The following is a 13,231-nucleotide window of genomic DNA, read 5'->3' as shown; positions in this document are numbered from 1 at the left end:
TGTTGCAGGGCGGCTTGATCCAGCGCGGCCGATCGTTTCGCTCACAGCGACATAGCTGGTTCTGGCTCGGGACAACGCGGGGAGCCTCGGCTATGAAACCAAGCCGCTGCTTATACGAGCCAGCTCATACCCGAGTGCGTCGCGGGTGCGGGATTCGGCGGGCAATGCAGCTTGAAGAAGCAGCGCGAGGAAACAGAGGAGGGGAAATATGGACAGCAGGCGTCTCAATGGTATGACGCGTCGGTCGATCTTGGCAGCGGGTGTGGCGGCGCTTGCAGCCCCCGCAGTCCTACGAGCGAAATCATCCAGCACGATCAAGATCGGATTTGTGAGTCCGCGTACCGGGCAACTTAGTCAGTTCGGCGAGACGGACGAGTACGCTCTGAACTGGATCCGCAAATTCCTCGCAGACGGTCTCGAAATCCGCGGCAAGAAATACTCGATCGAGATACTCGACCGTGACGCTCAGTCGAATCCCAATCGCGCCTCCGAGCTCGCCGGCGAATTGATCCAGAATGGCGAGGTCCACCTGATGGTGCCGGCCTCGACCACCGACGTGACGCTGCCGGTCTCCGAGCAATCCGAGCTCTACGGCGTTCCCTGTGTGTCATCGACGGCGCCGTGGCAAGCCGTGATCATGCCGCGTGGCGGCGGCCAGTTTCATTGGACTTACCATTTCTTCTGGGGCCTTGAGGACATCATTGCGACCTATGTCAACATTTGGCGATCCACTGAAAGCAATCACAAAGTCGGCTTGCTTCTTCCCAGGAATACGGACGGCGAGGTGTGGGGGGACGAGAAGATCGGACTGCCGCCATCGATGCGTAAGGCCGGCTTCGATGTCACGGCGCCAAGCAAGTTTCAACCTCGCACCAATGACTTCTCGGCGCAAATCGCGGAGTTCAAGAAGGCCGGCTGCGATATACTCGGGGGCCTCGTCTATCCGGGCGATCTGAAAACCTATGTGCTTCAATCCGCCCAGCAAAACTGCAAGCCGCGCGTCGTCACCGCTGCAGCGGGGCTGCTCTTCCCGTCTGCGGTCGAAGCGATCGGTCCACTGGGAACGGGAATGAGCACAGAGGTGTGGTGGACACCCTCTTTCCCGTACAAATCATCGCTGACCGGCGAGACATCCGCGGAACTTGCGGCAAAATGGGAAAGCTCAACCGGCAAGCAATGGACGCAGCCGCTCGGATACTCGCATGCCATTTGGGAGGTCATCATCGATACGCTGCGGCGGAGCCAAGATCCGCTGGATCGCGGGGCGATTCGGGACGCGCTTAAGACTACGGATCTGCACACATTGATTGGTCAGGTGAAGTTCGGTGGCGTGCACCCGAACGTCTCCAAGACGCCGATCCTCGGGGGGCAGTGGGTCAAAGGCATGAAGCGCCCCTTCGATCTCAAGATCGTGGAGACCTCGCTTTATCCGATCATGGAGCCCGAGGGTAAGCTTCAGCCGATGGCGTGGTGAACACCATGGCCGTTGAACCAAGGGATCGCGCCTCGGGCGCGGTCCTGCTGTCCGCTCGTGGCGTGTCAAAATCGTTTGCTGGCTTGCATGTGATCAAGAACGTCGACTTCGACGTCGGAGTAGGCGAGGTATTGGGCGTGCTTGGTCCCAATGGAGCAGGGAAAACCACGCTCTTCAATCTGATCAGCGGCGATCTGGGATTAAGCTCTGGCCAGATAGCACTCGCCGGCCGGCCACTCTCAAAGCTGCCCGCCCATCGACGAGCCGCGCTCGGTATCGGGAGAACCTATCAGATCCCGCGTCCGTACGGGGCCATGACAGCTTTCGAGAATCTTCTGGTCTCGGCGATGTTCTCGGCCGGGAAATCGGAGCGCGACTCGTATCGAACCTGCTTGGCAGTCCTTGAGGATTGTGGTCTGTCTTCCCGGGCGAACCGCCCGGCGGGCGCGCTGACCCTTCTCGACCGCAAGAGACTTGAACTGGCGCGGGCCTTGGCAGGTGAGCCGAAGCTGCTTCTGCTCGACGAAATCGCCGGCGGATTGACCGATGAAGAAGCTGCCGATCTGGTCTCGTTGATTCGGAAGATCCAACATAGCGGCGTGACGATCATCTGGATCGAGCACGTCGTCCACGCGTTGATGGCAGTCGCAGACCGCATGATGGTTCTCGATTTCGGCTCCAAGATTGCGGATGGCAAGCCAGGTGATGTTATGGCCGACCCGGAGGTTCGCCGGGCGTACATGGGGATCGAGGCATGAGGGCGATCCTCAAGGTAAGGAATCTGTGCGCGGCCTACGGCGACTTTCAAGCGCTCTTCAATGTCGAGTTCGAAATCGCAGCCGGTGAAGTTGTTGCGCTGATCGGGGCAAATGGCGCGGGCAAGAGCACGCTCTTGAAGGCGGTCACAGGTCTCATATCTCCCAGCGCCGGTGAGATCGCATTTGCAGGCGAATCGACGTCGAGAACTCCGGCGCATGCCCTGGTGCGCAAAGGGCTCGCGATGGTTCCTGAGGGGCGCAGATTGTTCAGGGGAATGACGGTGGAGGACAATCTTCGCGTCTGCCTCGACCGATCACGAACGGATGTCGAGCAAGCATTGCGATGGACAATCCCGCGAATCCACGAACTATTCCCGGTCTTGAAGGAGCGCCGTCGCGAATTGGTCGAAAGGCTGTCGGGCGGGCAACAGCAGATGGTTGCAGTAGGCCGCGCCCTGCTGGCACAGCCTCGCTTGCTTCTTTGTGACGAGATCTCACTGGGTCTCGCTCCCAAGGTCGTCAAAGAGATTTACCAGAAGCTTCCCGAGATCCGCGCGGGCGGCACGTCCATCGTGATTGTTGAGCAGGACGTGTCTCTCGCAAAGTCCTCAAGTGATCGCCTGTACTGTTTGCTGGAAGGACGCGTGACTCTTTCCGGCCCGTCCTGCGAGATCGGTCTGGAGGCAATTTCCCGCGCATACTTTGGAGCACATTCATGAAGTGGCTGGACGCGCTCGTTCAGGGTGTTCTTCTGGGCGGGCTCTATGCCCAGTATGCTCTGGGAATGGCGTTGATGTTCGGTGTAATGCGAATCGTCAACATCGCGCACGGCGATCTCGTCATTCTGCTGGCGCTTCTCGGAATAACTCTTGTCGGCGTCCTCGGAGTTTCGCCGCTTGTTGCTCCCTTTCTTCTGGTGCCGATGGGCGTTATCATCGGGTGGGCTCTTCAGCGGGGAGTCCTGAATAGAGTCGTCAAGGCCGACCCACTGCCCTCTCTTGTCGCTACTTTTGGCCTGTCGATCGCGTTGCAGAACCTCATGCTGCAGATCTGGTCGGCCGACACGAGATCGCTCTCGCTTGGTGCACTCTCATCCATGTCGATTGAGTTGGGTCCCCTCTATGTGGGAGTTCTCCCGCTCGGCGTATTTGCCTTCGCGGTCGCACTGACCGCCTGCCTTCATCTGGCACTCCGATACACGAAGTTCGGACGTGCCTTGCGGGCTGCGGCGGCCGATGGAGAGGCCGCAACTCTATCGGGGGTCGACGCCAAAGGCGTCTATGCACTCGCCACCGCCATAGCGGTTGGCATTCTCGGCGCAGCAGCCTTTTGCCAAGCGACCCGCACGACGGTGGCCCCCGCGGATGGTGGCGCTCAGCTCATCTACGCGTTCGAAGCCGTCATCATCGGGGGAATGGGGCATATCAGCGGCGCATTTCTTGGCGCGATGATCGTGGGCATCGCGCAAGTGGTCGGCTCTCGTGCCGATCCGGGATGGGGCATCCTCTCCGGTCATATCGTCTTTCTACTCGTGCTTGCCTTGCGTCCGCAGGGCTTGATGTCCCGCACCTGAGCAGCCGGCAGATCAATGTCTTATTCCAACGTAATTGTGCGGCGACAGACGACCTCGAGCGTTATTGCGCTCGCAGTCAGTGTGCTGATCGTCACGGCCATCCCGACGATGCCGTACTGGGCCAGCAATGGTCACATTCGATGGGTCATCGAACTGAGCTGCCTTATTGCGATCGCGCAAATGTGGAACTTGCTTGCGGGATATGCAGGCCTCGTTTCTGTAGGCCAGCAGGCATTTATCGGCGTCGGCGGCTATGTTCTTTTTGTATTTGCGAACAACATGGGCTTCAATCCGTTTTGGACGGTACCGCTTAGCGCGTTCGCGGCAGCCGCAGTTTCGATCCCGGCCTATATTTTGCTGCGTCGGCTCGAGGGCCCTTACTTCGCCATCGGGACCTGGGTCTTTGCGGAAGCTCTTAGGCTCCTGACGGCAAATATCTCCTATGTGAATGGCGGATCGGGAATGTCACTGCGCGTGATGGCGCAGTACACGCCCGGTCAACGGGCCTTGGGGCTCACGATGATGAGTTCGCTCCTGCTGTTGTTGACGGTCGGAGGCTCGTATGTGCTTCTTCGCTCGCGCTTCGGGCTCGCTCTCACGGCGAATCGCGATGAGCCAGTCGCGGCCGCGAGCCAAGGCGTGAACGTCAAGAGAATCCGCTTGATGATCTGGATGCTGGCGGCGGCCGGAACGGGAATGGCCGGGGCATTGTACTACATGGCCCAGCTGCGGATCACGCCCGACGCAGGCTTCGATCCCTACTGGTCCTCGATTTGCATTTTCAGTGTGATGGTCGGAGGCGTCGGCAGGCTGGAAGGGCCGATCATTGGTGCGCTGCTGTACTTCTTCGCCACACGCTTTTTCGGACAGTTCGGGGCAACTTACCTTGTCGCCCTCGGCCTCCTGACCCTCGTTATGGCCTTGTTTTCGCCAGGCGGTATCTGGAGTTTACTCTCAAGATTGGTGAATTGGCCCTGGTTTCCCGTGACTCGCGTCGTGGTCAATCAGTCCCAACGGGCGGGAGAAGATCAAGAGTGCAGAAGCGGGGCAGATCGAAAGCGCGGCTTCGGCGATGCCAACGGGGTGAACGGCACGAAACACGTGGATGCAGCAAGCATCAAACCGGGGAGAGAAACTTACCAGCTATAGCTCCGCCTAGGGCGTCGCGCGCGTCCGATGTGGTGAGCCGGACCTTCGAAACGGCAAGAGACAGCTAGAAGGCCGAAAAGCGGAGCGGGCAAAGCACCCGCGCGGCCTAAGCTCATGATGATCGACCGGCCATCATCCGTCGAAAGGTTCGGTTCCGGTAATTTCGATGCCGAAGCCCGATAGTCCCTTATAGTCGTGGACGGATGAGGACAGGTTGCAGATCGAGGAAACGCCAAGGTCTCGCAATATCTGTGCGCCCACGCCCACCTCGCGCCACTGCTTGTTTCGTTCTGCATCGGCGGAATTCTGTTCGGTGATGGGGGCCACGGGCACACCAGCAGCACCATCCCGAAGGTACACAAGCACGCCGGACTTGCGCTTCTTGAAGTGCTCCAGAGCCTGCAACACCTTTTGCGGACCCCCAAAGAGGTCCTTCACGATGTTTGGCTTGTAGAAGCGCGTCAGGACGTTCGTACCGTCGCCGATGTTTCCGTAAACGAGCGCCAAGTGATAGATCTCATCGAATGGAGACCGGTATGCGTGCGCTTGAAGCGGGCCAATCGGGCTATCGATAGTGAAGGAAGAAACCCGCTCGATCAACTTTTCCCGCGCCTGGCGATACGCAATCATGTCGGCGATCGTGACATGCTTGAGATTGTGCCTCTCTGCGAACGCCGAAACCTGAGGACCTTTCATGACGGTGCCGTCGTCGTTCATCAGCTCGCTGAGAACGGCGACCAACGGCAGACCCGACAGCCGGCAAAGATCTATCCCGGCTTCGGTGTGGCCGGAGCGCATCAGGACCCCGCCGTCACGGGCGATCAGAGGGAAGATGTGCCCGGGGCGCGCGAGGTCGTTCGGGCCGACGTTCGAATTGACGAGAGCGCGGCAAGTCGCGGTGCGCTCTTCCGCCGAGATGCCTGTCGTCATGCCAGGCTTGTAGTCGATCGAGACCGTGAATGCCGTCGAATAGTTGGAGTCGTTGTGTGCGACCATCGGATCAAGCCGGAGCCGACGGGCGTCTTCAGTCGTGACGGGTGCGCATACGATCCCGGAGGTGTGGCGGACAATGAACGCCATCTTCTCGGGCGTGCAGAGGGACGCGGCCACGATCAAATCGCCTTCGCCTTCGCGATTGTCATCGTCGGTAACGACGACGAGCTCGCCAGCGGCAAAAGCCTTCAGAACTTCCGGAATGGAGTGTGCCATCGTCATAGAGTCCGTTCGTTGCGATAGGAGCGTGCCGTATGACCCAGATCGCCGGGGGGTGCAATGGGCAAGCTCCCCCAGAGCCGATCGCCGGCCCGGACCATGGATTCCGTTCGCATTTCGATGAATTGGGAGCAGAGATTTTCCGCGGGACGGCAGTTCGGAGCAACATTTTATCCGTCAGGACATGATGAGGCCGCCGTCGACATTGATAGTTTGGCCCGTGATGTAGGCGGCGTCGTCGCTCGCGAGAAACGTCACCAAACCGGCGACGTCCTCTCCGGAGCCCGCGCGAGCCATGGGAATGTTGCGAACCCACTCGGCCATCAGTTCACCGGGCTTGTAGTCTCCCAACAGCTTTCCCCACGCCTCGTCATTGTAAGCCCACATGTCGGTCTCGATGATGCCTGGGCAGAAGGCGTTGACGGTGATCCCTTCTTTGGCGACCTCCTTGGCAAGACTTTGCGTGATGCCAACAACGCCGAACTTCGAGGCCGCGTAGTGCGGTGTGAAGACGAAGCCCTGCCGCGCCTGGCCCGAAGCCGTATTGATCAGTCTTCCGCCATGCCCGTGTTGGCGCATGCGAGCTATCGCTTCCTGGCAGCAAAGAAAAACGCCTTTGGTGTTGACCTCCATCACCTTGTCTCATTCGCCCTCGGTCATGGTCTCGATGCGAGCGATTGTGATGACGCCGGCGTTCTGTACTGAAACGTCGACGCCCCCGAATGCGCGCTCGGCCGCATCGTAGAGCGCGACGACATCGGGCTTCTTGGTCACGTCCGCGACCTGCGCGATCGCCTTGCCGCCTGCCGCGGTGATTGCGGCGGCGACACGTTCGCAGGCCGGTTCGTTTGCCGAGACGACGACCGCACCGCCCTCACGAGCAAAGCGACGGGCGAGGGCCGCGCCTATACCGCGGCTGGCCCCAGTGATCACGACGGTCTTGCCAGCAAAGCGATTCATTTCCGTCCCTTCCTAGTCGGGCTTCAGAAGCCTTTCGGCGGTAAACTTGTCGGTTATCAGCACGTTGATGAGGCCGCCCTTCAGGCAGGCGCGGATCGCTTCGACTTTGCGTTGCGTTTGCATATCGCCCTTCCTCTGAAAGACCAAAAAGATCACCAGGATATAAAAACGAAAGGACGTATTCCGTGTCTTGCACTACCCGGTAGGCGGTGACTACTCCATTGATGATGTTGAATGCCGCCTCTGCGGTTTCCCCTTCCCTGTAAATCTTTTGACCCTTTTCGAAGCGAACGACGGTTGCGATCCTCGTGAGCTGAGCCCGCTCCTCGTCGCTGAGCAATTGGTGACGTTCACCCGATACGGGATTGCCAGGAACCCAGGGGTCCACCGCGTGAATAGCCGGTCCTGCTGTGTATTTCGTCATCGGGCAGCTCCAGCCCGTATCTCTACTCTTTTCATCGAATAGTATTTTGATCGCGATCAACTTTGAAGCTCTCGGGAAGGTAGCTAGATGCGGCGCTGCGAGGTTACCTTTCACTCGGTTCGAGAGGGGAGGACGCTTCGTGGACAGGTTTGTCGAATGCGCCAACATCGATCATTTTCTCAACATCTTGACCAGCCAGGACATTAGCGACCGCAATCGAGAAACCATCAGCAAGCTGATGATTGCCGAAGAAGACAAGCTCGGCCGCAACTTGGAGTATCTGGAGTTCGCGGAAAAGAGAGCCAGCAAATGTCGAGATCGCTTGAATTATCTTCGCAGGCTGCGTGACGCGTTTGCTGACGGAACAGAAGATCGGCTACGGGCCGAGAAGGTCCTGGCGAACTTTCAGGTTACGCATGACCTCGTGGAAGAGTTCTGTTGTCGATTGCGCGTGATGGTAAGTTCGAGCCCTTTATAAGGCGTCAGTCTCGCGTGATGCGATTACCCACGAATTGACCAGATCACTATCGATCCTCGCGGATCGGGCATTGACGGCTGCCCCCTCCGACCATGACTTAGAGCTGTCCGACATGCCGCGCACGCCTTGATGTTCCCGTCTACGATATTCGACCGGCAGTCGAAAAGGCGAGAATTCGTGGCCCAGGCTGTGTGAGAACCTCTTTTGGGGCAGGTCGAAAGTCCGGCATCGGCTTCGCGGCTCGATTTGCGCAGCCCGATGAACAGCCAGAAGCTTCTGAACTTGAATGCCGCCGAACTGGCGACAAAATTCCCTTACGTTTGCATCGCCTCCAACAAGTTCTGCAACCCAGAATCACTATGACACGTTTCATACTGTACCTAAGAGGGCTTAAGCTTCCCATTCACTGCAGGTGAGCTCAGGCATCTCTGAAGAATTTTGGCGTCCGATTCAAAAAGCGCTTCGTCTTGGCACGGCGCCGGCGCATGATTCTCGTCATCCCTGAGCGAACGAACCAGGGCAGAGCGGCGATATTAGCGTGATGGCCTGCGGGACCCGCACCGCGGTTCAAGTATGGTTTGACGCCTTCACCTCGTTGCAGGCAGGCTTCTAGATAGGCATTCTTCTTCGTCTCGCCGGTTGATCTTGCTCAAACAGCTAAGCTGGTCTCGGAAGTAGGTGACGTTCGTTTAGCTGTGGAACGAAGCCATGTTGTTTGAGCGGGTCCTGAGGTGGGGTCTGGTTGCGATCGCAATTGCGGGACTGACCGTGGGTATTCTCGCGCGAGCGGCGGGCAAGCCTGATCTGGCCGACCTTGCCTGGGAACTCGGCACGGCGCCCGTGATCGGAGGGCTGGCGGTCTCGATCGTAAGGGATCTTCTGAGCGGTCGCTTCGGCGTGGACGCGATTGCGCTGCTGTCGATGAGCGCGGCGTTGGCGCTTGGCCAGCCACTTGCCGGGGCCGTCGTTGCGCTGATGTATTCCGGCGGCAACGTGCTGGAGGATATCGCGATCGCGCGGGCGGAGCGTGACCTGCGCTCCCTGGTCGATCGGGCACCGCGGCAGGGACACCGCAAGCGCGACGAGGGCATCGAAGAGGTCCCGATCGAGGCAATCTCGATCGGCGACGAGCTTCTCGTAAGGGCCGGTGAGGTCGCGCCGGTTGATGGTATTGTTGGCTCGGCCTCGGCCATCATCGACGAATCCGCGGTTACCGGCGAACCCATTCCGGTCGAGAAGACCCGTGGCAGCGCGGTTCTTTCCGGCTCGTTGAACGCGGGTGAGACCTTCGAGTTGACAGTGACTGCGCTGGCCGGGGAGAGCACCTACGCCGGCATCGTGCGCATGGTGACGGCGGCCCAAACGGCGAAGGCTCCCTTTGTGCGAATGGCCGACCGTTTTGCGCTGATCCTTCTCCCGGTGACGCTTGTCGTCGCCTTTCTGGCATGGCGGATTTCCGGTGATTTGACGCGCAGCCTTGCTGTGCTTGTGGCGGCGACGCCTTGCCCGCTGATCCTGGCCGCACCGGTCGCCTTCATCGCCGGGGTGGCGCGAGCGGCCCGGCGCGGCATTCTCGTCAAGGGTGGAGGAGCGCTGGAAGCGCTGGCTCGCGCGCATACGGTGCTATTTGACAAGACCGGCACCCTGACCGTCGGAGGGGCACGGTTGCTCTCGATCGAGGTCGCTCCCGGGGAGAATCCGGACGAGGTTCTCAGGCTTGCGGCATCGCTCGAGCAGGCCTCACATCACGTGCTTGCCAAGACCATCGTGGCCGCGGCTCTCAATCGTGGCCTCAAACTCAAAGCGCCCGAACATGTCAAGGAGACCATAGGCACCGGCTTGAGCGGCGTGATTGACGGGCGAAGTGTCACTGCGGGCTCGCGGCAGCTGGTTCGCTCGCATGCCGAACTGTCGCCTTGGGAGCTGCGTGCGATCCGGCGCGCCTCATGGCGCTCGGCCCTCATCGTCTTCGTCGCTGTAGATGGCCGCTCGATCGGCGCGCTGCTACTGGCCGACGAGCTGCGGGCCGATACGCCCCGAGCGATCCGGCTGCTGCGCGATGCCGGCATCGCGCGCATGGTAATGGTCACGGGCGATCGCGCCGCTGCAGCGCAGGCCATGGGTGCAGCGCTCGACCTCGATGCCGTGCTGGCCGACCGCGTTCCTTCGGACAAGGTCGAGGCGGTGCGCAGCGAACAGCGGCTGCATCCGACCGTCATGGTCGGCGATGGCATCAATGATGCCCCGGCGCTGGCCGTCGCCGATATCGGGGTCGCGCTCGGCGCGCGCGGAGCGACCGCGTCGTCCGAGGCCGCCGATGTGGTGATCCTGGCCGACCGGCTCGATCGCGTTGGCGAAGCGATCATGATTGCGCAGCGGGCACGACGCATCGCTCTGCAAAGCATTGTGGTCGGCATGGGGTTGTCGTTAGTGGCAATGGTCGCTGCTGCCGTCGGCTGGCTTGATCCTGTGCCCGCAGCCATCGTCCAGGAGGTCATCGACATTGCGGTCATCCTGAACGCATTGCGGGCGCTCACTCCGGGACTCGGCAGTGGCGGTGCACGCATCACCGTGGAGCAGGGGCTGGCATTGCATCACGATCATCAGGTCCTCTTCAAGGACCTCGACCGCCTGCGCAAGATCGTCGATGCGTTGGACGATGCGACGCCGGCGTCCGCCGCAGTGCTCATCGGGGATGCTCAGCGCATCGTCCAGGGCAGCGTTGCCACGCATGAGCGCGCCGATGAGGACAGCGTCTATCCGAAGCTTGCGGAGGTGCTACGCGAACGCTACGGCCTTTCTGCCATGAGCCGCGCTCATCGGGAGATCCTGCACCTGACCCGGCTGCTCGATCGGATCGTGGAGGATCTGCCGTCAGAGAAAGTCGACCGCTACCTTGTCCGAGACGCCCAGCGGGTCATCGAGGCGATCGAAACGCTGGTGCGCATGCACACAGCCCAGGAGGAGGATATTTACGAAGCCGTGGCGTCCCAGGCGGCGGCTTAGCTGACGTTCACGCCGTTCCTACCTTGAAACGGCACTATCCGTGTTGGCTGGCTGCTATACCGGCATCGCTCTGAACGATGGGCCGAGTTTCAATAACTGCCTTAGAAAGGCGTCGGTAAAGATCACGCCGACGAACGAGCGGCCACCAGTCATACAGAAAGATCTCCAACGGGCGCCAGTTCGCAACCCACCCCAAGATCAAGAGGCTCTCCTCCAGGAGACGCCGCAAGGGCTCGCCGAACAGCGAGCCAACGACTACGTGCGCCAAGAGCAGACACGTGATCAGAATGGCGAGTCCGATGGCCAGCGACCAGCGGCCTATTTTGAACAGCTCGTTGATATCTCTTTGAGTTGCGTTCGCTCGATCCGCAAAATAGTGACCAAAGGCTTCGCGGAGCACCAGCGCGGCTTTCGCTTGCGTATCAGTATCAGGATGATGAACTCGAATCCGGATCGCTGGCTGGCCCGAGAGCTCCCGCGCCCAGCCGACAATGTATTCCTCCGCTTCTCTATCGAGATCACGCTCGCGAAACGGGAAAGGGTCAAGCGTGTGAAAGAGCTGGGCGATGTCGTCGACCCGAAGCTCGATCGTCTCTTCGGATGTTTGGGCAATCATCGGCTTCACTGCTCCGGATTTCGTTGCCCTCGCTTGCTTCAAGTCAATACCGTGTATCGAGGCTCGAGTATCTTAAGTGCCCGTTTCTCGGCGTAAAGGAGGTTCGCTATAGAAAGGCACGTCGTCGCTGAACACTTAGTCCTGCCGGGAAACCCGCATGCTCTGCCGGTCGCTGAGTTGCTGCGGCAATTGCGCGTGTCCGTTTCCGAGGGGCTCTCCAATGCTGAGGTCAACGCGCGACGAAAGCGCTTCGGTGCGAACACGATTACCTCGCGGCAGCCCACCCGCGTGACGAGCCTGTTGTTGCACCAGTTCAAGAGTTCGGTCGTCTATCTCTTGAGCTTTGCAGCCGGGCTGGCGTTCTATTTCGGCGAACTGGAGGAAGGCAGTGCCATTATTGCGGTCCTTGCCATCAACGCGCTGATCGGCTTCCTAACCGAGTTGAAAGCGGCGCGCTCGATCGAGGCCTTGCGTGCGCTTGGATCGCGCACCGTCCGCGTCCGACGCGAGGGTCGCGTTCATGTCGTGCCGGCCGAGGAGCTCGTTCCGGGCGATATTGTCGTTCTGGACGCTGGCGACGCGGTGTCGGCCGACCTGCGCCTCATCGAGACTTCCCGTCTCTCCGCAGACGAGTCGACGTTGACCGGCGAATCGGTCGCCATCGACAAGCAGACGTGCCCGGTCGGCGCAGACACCCGTCTCGGCGATCGCGCCTCGATGGCGTTCAAGGGCACCGCGATTACGCGCGGCACCGGCGTTGGTGTCGTGGTCGCGACCGGAATCATCACAGAACTAGGCCGGGTGACGCGGCTAGTTCTCGAAGCCGATCCGGGTCATTCGCCCCTTGAGCGCAAGCTCGAGCGCCTGTCGGTGCAACTCGTCTGGGCGACGATTGTCGTCGCCGCCATCATCGGTGCCGTTGGTCTATTGAGTGGTAAAAACGCTCTCCTGATGATCGAGGCGGCCATCGCGCTCGCCGTCGCCGCAATTCCCGAAGGTCTCCCCATCGTCGCGACGCTTGCGCTTGCGCGTGGCATGTGGCGCATGGCGCAGCAAAATGCACTGATCGAACGTCTCTCGGCGGTCGAGACGCTCGGGGCGACCACGGTCATTCTCACCGACAAGACCGGTACCCTAACCGAAAATCGGATGACGGTGCGACGGCTCTGCACGTCGTCAGGCGAGATCGAGCTCGAGACCGGCGCTCCAGAAAGAAGCGGGCGCTCGAAGATTGCCAACGATCCGCAGGCTTCCGAATTGCTCCGGATCGCGGTCCTCTGCAACGATGCGCATCTCAATGGTCTCGACGAGCGCGGCAGCGGCGATCCCATGGAGATCGCGCTTCTGCGTGCCGGGCTGCGCGCCGGCTTCAAGCGGACAGCTTTGCTGGAAGGCCATGGCGTCGTGCGCAAGCATGCTTTTGATCCGGTCGCCAAGATGATGGCGACCGTTCATGAGCATGGGCAGGATGTACTGATCGCCGTGAAGGGGGCGCCCGAGGCGGTCCTTGCGGCGACGACGCGCGTAGCCGTCGGTAACGGCGCAGGCGCGCTTGATGACGCCATGCGAGCGGAGTGGCTC

At 60.4% G+C, this 13,231-nt stretch carries 10 protein-coding genes and 3 pseudogenes; 8 read left to right on the top strand and 5 right to left on the bottom strand.

All coding sequences use genetic code 11. The features are described 5' to 3' along the window. Positions 1-208 precede the first annotated feature (208 nt). From AOQ71_RS07635 to AOQ71_RS07615, 5 genes are read left to right on the top strand one after another with little or no spacing between them, the layout of a single operon-like run. Positions 209-1,474 (top strand): ABC transporter substrate-binding protein, encoded by a 1,266-nt coding sequence (locus AOQ71_RS07635; RefSeq protein WP_057743943.1) that lies wholly within the window; start codon positions 209-211, stop codon positions 1,472-1,474. Between the two features lie 5 nt (positions 1,475-1,479). Further along, entirely contained in the window at positions 1,480-2,232 is a 753-nt protein-coding gene (locus AOQ71_RS07630; RefSeq protein WP_057744181.1) for an ABC transporter ATP-binding protein, read from the top strand. Continuing rightward, positions 2,229-2,951: an ABC transporter ATP-binding protein gene (locus AOQ71_RS07625; protein ID WP_057743940.1), complete on the top strand. Its 723-nt coding sequence runs from the start codon at positions 2,229-2,231 to the stop codon at positions 2,949-2,951. Before AOQ71_RS07630 ends, AOQ71_RS07625 begins: the two co-directional genes overlap by 4 nt. Beyond that, on the top strand, positions 2,948-3,805 hold the full coding sequence (locus tag AOQ71_RS07620; protein ID WP_057743935.1) for a branched-chain amino acid ABC transporter permease: 858 nt from the start codon (positions 2,948-2,950) through the stop codon (positions 3,803-3,805). The genes AOQ71_RS07625 and AOQ71_RS07620 overlap by 4 nt, the downstream gene beginning before the upstream one ends. A gap of 15 nt (positions 3,806-3,820) precedes the next feature. Further along, entirely contained in the window at positions 3,821-4,954 is a 1,134-nt protein-coding gene (locus tag AOQ71_RS07615) for a branched-chain amino acid ABC transporter permease (RefSeq protein ID WP_063958206.1), read from the top strand. Between the two features lie 132 nt (positions 4,955-5,086). Here the strand turns inward: AOQ71_RS07615 and ribB are convergent, their stop codons facing one another. The 4 genes and pseudogenes from ribB to AOQ71_RS50180 form a co-directional block, all read right to left on the bottom strand. Beyond that, the gene (gene ribB, locus AOQ71_RS07610; protein ID WP_057744178.1) at positions 5,087-6,163 is read right to left on the bottom strand and encodes a 3,4-dihydroxy-2-butanone-4-phosphate synthase; all 1,077 of its coding nucleotides are present in this window, start codon (positions 6,161-6,163) and stop codon (positions 5,087-5,089) included. A 180-nt stretch (positions 6,164-6,343) separates the two neighbouring features. Continuing rightward, positions 6,344-7,126: pseudogene (locus AOQ71_RS07605) on the bottom strand (SDR family oxidoreductase). A 12-nt stretch (positions 7,127-7,138) separates the two neighbouring features. Next, positions 7,139-7,249, bottom strand: a complete 111-nt coding sequence (locus AOQ71_RS42845) for a sugar-binding domain-containing protein (RefSeq protein ID WP_083514032.1) — start codon at positions 7,247-7,249, stop codon at positions 7,139-7,141. A gap of 28 nt (positions 7,250-7,277) precedes the next feature. Continuing rightward, positions 7,278-7,550: pseudogene (locus AOQ71_RS50180) on the bottom strand (Crp/Fnr family transcriptional regulator); the annotation flags it as partial. 139 nt (positions 7,551-7,689) lie between these two features. Here AOQ71_RS50180 and AOQ71_RS07600 point away from each other — a divergent pair. Together AOQ71_RS07600 and AOQ71_RS07595 are read left to right on the top strand one after the other, a co-directional pair. After that, complete coding sequence (locus AOQ71_RS07600) at positions 7,690-8,028, top strand: hypothetical protein (RefSeq protein ID WP_057744174.1); 339 nt, start codon at positions 7,690-7,692, stop codon at positions 8,026-8,028. A gap of 708 nt (positions 8,029-8,736) precedes the next feature. Further along, positions 8,737-11,034: a heavy metal translocating P-type ATPase gene (locus AOQ71_RS07595; RefSeq protein WP_245316785.1), complete on the top strand. Its 2,298-nt coding sequence runs from the start codon at positions 8,737-8,739 to the stop codon at positions 11,032-11,034. 34 nt (positions 11,035-11,068) lie between these two features. Here the strand turns inward: AOQ71_RS07595 and AOQ71_RS07590 are convergent, their stop codons facing one another. Next, positions 11,069-11,650 (bottom strand): hypothetical protein, encoded by a 582-nt coding sequence (locus tag AOQ71_RS07590; protein ID WP_057743932.1) that lies wholly within the window; start codon positions 11,648-11,650, stop codon positions 11,069-11,071. Between the two features lie 195 nt (positions 11,651-11,845). Here AOQ71_RS07590 and AOQ71_RS47430 point away from each other — a divergent pair. Next, positions 11,846-13,231, top strand: a pseudogene (locus AOQ71_RS47430) (cation-translocating P-type ATPase); the annotation flags it as partial.

This window comes from Bradyrhizobium manausense (assembly GCF_001440035.1).
Lineage (GTDB): Bacteria > Pseudomonadota > Alphaproteobacteria > Rhizobiales > Xanthobacteraceae > Bradyrhizobium > Bradyrhizobium manausense.
The sequence above is the reverse complement of the archived record's forward strand: the minus strand, read 5'-3'. Positions and strand labels throughout refer to the sequence as shown.

Excerpts from the sequence above, each read along its gene's own strand:
- AOQ71_RS07635 (WP_057743943.1), top strand. The coding sequence starts at position 209 with ATGGACAGCAGGCGTCTCAATGGTATGACGCGTCGGTCGATCTTGGCA.
- AOQ71_RS07630 (WP_057744181.1), top strand. The coding sequence starts at position 1,480 with ATGGCCGTTGAACCAAGGGATCGCGCCTCGGGCGCGGTCCTGCTGTCC.
- AOQ71_RS07625 (WP_057743940.1), top strand. The coding sequence starts at position 2,229 with ATGAGGGCGATCCTCAAGGTAAGGAATCTGTGCGCGGCCTACGGCGAC.
- AOQ71_RS07620 (WP_057743935.1), top strand. The coding sequence starts at position 2,948 with ATGAAGTGGCTGGACGCGCTCGTTCAGGGTGTTCTTCTGGGCGGGCTC.
- AOQ71_RS07615 (WP_063958206.1), top strand. The coding sequence starts at position 3,821 with ATGTCTTATTCCAACGTAATTGTGCGGCGACAGACGACCTCGAGCGTT.
- ribB (WP_057744178.1), bottom strand. The coding sequence starts at position 6,163 with ATGGCACACTCCATTCCGGAAGTTCTGAAGGCTTTTGCCGCTGGCGAG.
- AOQ71_RS42845 (WP_083514032.1), bottom strand. The coding sequence starts at position 7,249 with ATGCAAACGCAACGCAAAGTCGAAGCGATCCGCGCCTGCCTGAAGGGC.
- AOQ71_RS07595 (WP_245316785.1), top strand. The coding sequence starts at position 8,737 with ATGTTGTTTGAGCGGGTCCTGAGGTGGGGTCTGGTTGCGATCGCAATT.
- AOQ71_RS07590 (WP_057743932.1), bottom strand. The coding sequence starts at position 11,650 with ATGATTGCCCAAACATCCGAAGAGACGATCGAGCTTCGGGTCGACGAC.